The organism is Bradyrhizobium sp. WSM4874 (assembly GCF_055811835.1).
On sequence record NZ_JBVVPR010000114.1, the window covers coordinates 1 to 4,038 of the forward strand.

6 protein-coding genes and 1 pseudogene are annotated in these 4,038 nt (G+C 58.4%); 5 read left to right on the forward strand and 2 right to left on the reverse strand.

The window, feature by feature from the left end; translation table 11 throughout:
• Nucleotides 1-104: 104 nt before the first annotated feature.
• From AC0L3P_RS39340 to AC0L3P_RS39350, 3 genes and pseudogenes are all read left to right on the forward strand, one after another.
• Nucleotides 105-195, forward strand: a pseudogene (locus tag AC0L3P_RS39340) (IS5/IS1182 family transposase); the annotation flags it as partial.
• A gap of 345 nt (nt 196-540) precedes the next feature.
• The gene (locus tag AC0L3P_RS39345; protein ID WP_473309376.1) at nt 541-741 is read left to right on the forward strand and encodes a hypothetical protein; all 201 of its coding nucleotides are present in this window, start codon (nt 541-543) and stop codon (nt 739-741) included.
• Nucleotides 742-1,246: 505 nt separating this feature from the next.
• Entirely contained in the window at nt 1,247-1,813 is a 567-nt protein-coding gene (locus AC0L3P_RS39350) for a hypothetical protein (protein ID WP_473309377.1), read from the forward strand.
• Nucleotides 1,814-2,085: 272 nt separating this feature from the next.
• Here AC0L3P_RS39350 and AC0L3P_RS39355 read toward each other — a convergent pair whose 3' ends face one another.
• A complete protein-coding gene (locus tag AC0L3P_RS39355; protein WP_473309378.1) occupies nt 2,086-2,436 on the reverse strand; it encodes a hypothetical protein in 351 nt (116 codons plus the stop codon).
• A complete protein-coding gene (locus AC0L3P_RS39360; protein WP_473309380.1) occupies nt 2,399-2,869 on the reverse strand; it encodes a ThiF family adenylyltransferase in 471 nt (156 codons plus the stop codon). The genes AC0L3P_RS39355 and AC0L3P_RS39360 overlap by 38 nt, the downstream gene beginning before the upstream one ends.
• A 409-nt stretch (nt 2,870-3,278) precedes the next feature.
• Between AC0L3P_RS39360 and AC0L3P_RS39365 the strand changes: the two genes are divergently transcribed.
• Together AC0L3P_RS39365 and AC0L3P_RS39370 are read left to right on the forward strand one after the other, a co-directional pair.
• Complete coding sequence (locus tag AC0L3P_RS39365) at nt 3,279-3,620, forward strand: DinB/UmuC family translesion DNA polymerase (RefSeq protein ID WP_473309382.1); 342 nt, start codon at nt 3,279-3,281, stop codon at nt 3,618-3,620.
• A 157-nt stretch (nt 3,621-3,777) separates the two neighbouring features.
• Nucleotides 3,778-4,038 (forward strand): transposase family protein (locus AC0L3P_RS39370; protein WP_473309379.1); only part of this gene is annotated, 261 nt, incomplete at its 3' end.

Below are 4,038 nucleotides of genomic sequence, written 5' to 3' on the forward strand. Positions count from 1 at the left end.
CAGAGCTCACCAGGCTGCCGCTCAACGCGCCCACTTCAAATCAAAAAAGCAACTGTAATGTTAGGGTCTGTACCTAAATAGCGCCACGTGATTCTCTTGCCTACGTGTTGATTCGGGGGCGAGAGAATGCGCGCTGATTTGTTTTGGCTGAACGACAGGCAATGGGCGCGTATCGAACCGCATCTGCCGAGGGGATTTGCGTTGCGTCGGGCAGGCCGCTAGAACCGCGTATGGAAGGCCCGGCCATCACCCGTCAAGTGGCATCTGAAGGCCGCGCCGAATCTGTGTGCTCGGCAGGCCTACGGTGCCTCGCCGTTCACCGCGCATTCGACGGCAACGTCGACTCTTTCATGACTTCCGGGCTAACGGCGGCGCTGACGACACGCCTGATTGCCCGCCGCAGCCTGACCTTGCATTCCCAGGCTCGACTAAGCCGCCGCGGAGGTTTGCCAATTTGCGTGCGGTCTTGATGTCGATCTCGTAACGCTCCGCTCTCTGGTTAGTCGCGGCTCCACGAACAGCGGAATATTTCAAGGCTTCGTGGCCTTTTTGTTGGGCGAGAAACCCGATGTTCTGGCAATCTCGATTGCGAATTCCGCAAAGAATATTAACTGCGCCGTGCGCCTTGCGGGCGAGAGTGCAGTTTCGGTGCCGGTCTTGGCCGCCGCCGCTCACAAACTAAATTTCGAAGCTATTGCGGGCAAAGCCGAACTGACGCTGCCTCATCTGTCCCGCCCATAAGTTCCTCGGCCTGTTAATAGCGATCGAGAATGGGCTCTGACCGCGAAGCGAGTGCGATCGTCGCTACGGACGGGTAGCTGGGTCCGCGAGCCTCCATCGGCCTGCGCATTTTCAGTGGTGAAGAGATTTTCTCGCGATCGCGTCATCCTGACCAGAGACACATGATCAAGGTGGCTCGTTGCCGTTCCGCCGTCGAAACGTAGTGAGATGGAGCGTCTGTGACGCAGACCGTCAGAGTCGTGACATTCTGTCGAACTGGCGACAGGCGCTAAATAGGAATACGCAAGACGAATCAGTATTTGCCGTTTGGCACGCTACTTGAGATACCATCCAGCGTGTGTGCTTGCGTCTTAAGAATAGGTGGTCTTGGAAATGGGCGTCCCGAATTTGACCAAACGAGCAAATACCCTAGGAACCGACAAAGGGTGATGAGGTTGGCTACGCCCATGGCTACACCGGCTTCTACTCTTTTCTGTTCGAGGAATTCCGCCACGAAGCCTTCACGATGGTCGAGATTGGACTGCAGCACGGGCACGGTTCTCTCGATCCCGATACACTGCTGACTCGCAAGGTCTATGACATTCCATCTATCAGGATGTGGCTGGAGTTCTTTCCCAAAGCCGATGTCGTCGGATGCGACATCTCCGATTTTAGTGCCTTTAAGACGGACCGCTTCCGTTTCGAACGTATTGATATGGGCCATGCGGGAGCCCTGGAACGCCTTGCGAGCTCACTCCCGCCCGTAAGGATCATCATCGACGACGCTTCGCACGCCGCTTACCACCAGCAGCTTGCTCTAGCAAAGCTCTTTCCCATCGTTGAGCCTGGAGGTTTTTACTTTATCGAGGATCTGCATGCCACGCATGGGATTGCCGCAAGACTGCCGCCCTGCAATTCAACTGAGGCGGTGGTTGAAAACTTCGCGCAAACGCGTCAACTGGACATTCCGTTCCTGCTTGGAATCGAGCGCAGAAACCTTGAGACCTCGATCCGGAAGACGTTTATCCACCGCGACGACAGGGGCGGCGTCGACCGCTGGCGCATGAAAATGGTGGGATTTGAAAAGTACTAGGTCGTCGACGCTAATCAGCGGAAGCATGAGGGTTTTTGGGAGTCAGCCTTAGGTGTCATCAGTCGACGTGTCGGTCATTTTACCGCGTCGAGTGCGTGCTCGGCCTTGTGAAGTCCCAGCGAATACCTCGGGCCAAGCGGCCGGAGGGGCGGCCTCAAGATCGACCTTGCTTATTCGAATATGATCTCGCAGCCCGAGAACGGACCGGCGTCGATTCAATGGCCCTGTATCTACTTTCTGAGATCCCGCTCGAAGTCGCGCTCCACCGGGATCTAGGCTGGAGATCGCGCGCGGTTGGGATCGAAATCGCCCGGGGCCTCACTTGCCTCCGAAAGGTTCCTCCTCTCGGCTGGCATACGCAGTCGCTGCGACCACTGCCACCAACGAATCTTTATGGCCCGGGCCATGCCTGTTTCGAGGAAAGGATGACTATCGCCCTTGCCAATCTTTTGGCTTTCTGGATTGCAGTAATAACCCGGTCGCGGCTTGGCGTTGTTGGTCGAGATCTCCCGCTCGTGCCAGCGGAACAGCACCTGGGTCGGCCTCGGGCTCGGCCCAAACCCGATCAGGCGCTCCAGAAGCTCGTTAATGGCGGCTGAAGCGATGCTGGTGGTGAAGGTCACCACCGCTGGTTCTATGCCTCTCAGGAGGGCGCGTAGCCCTCGTTTTCAAGTCGTATCCGCTCCTCCGGCGTTCGCAGCTCGGTTTGCCCGCGGGCAAGGTCGATCCGGTCGCGGCAGACGAGGCAGGCGCCCCCGGGGTGAGGGGGGTTACGCGGCCGTTGATGCTTGCCAAGGCCCCATCGCCGCCCAGCAGCACGCCGCAATCGATCACAGGGGTGGCCATGAAGGTCGAGAACCGCGACAGAACCAGGCCGCCGGCGTTGTCATCAGTGCAACCAAAGACAACGTCGCACGGCATCAGCCCGCGCGCGGTTTTTTCAAGCGTAACCATCGCCGTCACGGTACGGCATTCGAGATCTGGTGCTATCGCTGTCAGATGGCTTTGTAGCATCTCCGTCTGTTGTTTGCCGACCGCGGCAGGGGTGGGAGCCATAGACACGGGTGTTCTTCGGCGCCAACGGCGGGATACTCGCGCCTCAGTGTCTGAACCCCGACATTAACGTCTTCAGCCGGACACGGCTGAAGACGACAAACGCGGAATGTTGAATGATGATGGAGGCCTCTCATGTTCAATCGCGAACATCTGCTCCACGACGAGCTTACGACCGAGTCGCTCGGCTGATGCAGGCAGCGTCGCTGCACGTGACGGATATGCAAATGAATTCGTCACATTGTTGCGGCGCGGGGTGGCCACGTAGAAAGTCCGCTTGCTACCATCGGGGAGCGTTCAAGTCCGACGCCGGTGTGAGGAGACTGATATTTGCTGTGTCCGCTTTCCAGTCAGTTGCGGGCGGTTGCACGCGGCGTCGCGTCGTCAAGATCACCGGCATCGCCTTGACTGGGTGTCGACACCCCGGCGTCCCCCCGTTGTCAGGAAGGCACAGCCGCTCATCGAGAAGGTCTGGAGGCACTGCGAGGACAAAGGTTCGCGGGGCCGGACGGTTAAACTGAGGGGCAGGTTCAACGATCTCGAGGTCATCACGCGGAGCAGGACCGGACGCGTCCCGATTTCAAGCCGCTGCGAGCTCGAAACTTGTCGCTCGTCTTCCTTCAAACGAGATACCCGCTCCAAAGCCGATCCGCCTTCTTGTCTTCACGCCAGGGCGTACCGTAGGCCGAGCTGCAGCTCGGCCTACCAATTTGAGTCCGCATCGATCAGAATGAAGACCCCGGTACATCAGTAGAGCGCGAGCCCTCGTGCGCAGCGCGGCAGAGTTTACCTCAACTGCCGGAATCCCAAGGTCGAAAGACTTACGGTAGGATAGGCGTCCATGTTTGGCTCTGACTCATTTCTGATGAAGTTCGCCGGCGACTGTGGTTCTTCAACGGAGAATCGGCGCCATGCGGACAGGCTTTCGAATTTCATCGCTAGTACCGAGTGGTTTGGTCTTTGATGGCGTAAGTGATTCAGAGGATTCGGTTATTCTGGCTGTTCGGTCAGAGGCTGCGGAGGCCCAGTGCCCTTTGTGCGCGACACTATCGCGCCGAGTCCATAGCCGCTACATCCGGCACGTGGCCGATTTGCCATCAGCGGGCAGAAAGGTGCGCCTCCGATTACTCACGCGGCGCTTCACATGCGAGGTGCCGCATTGCCGCCGGCGG

Bases quoted from the DNA above. Each gene is read 5' to 3' on its own strand.
- AC0L3P_RS39350 (WP_473309377.1), top strand. From the start codon at position 1,247: ATGGTCGAGATTGGACTGCAGCACGGGCACGGTTCTCTCGATCCCGAT.
- AC0L3P_RS39360 (WP_473309380.1), bottom strand. From the start codon at position 2,869: ATGGCTCCCACCCCTGCCGCGGTCGGCAAACAACAGACGGAGATGCTA.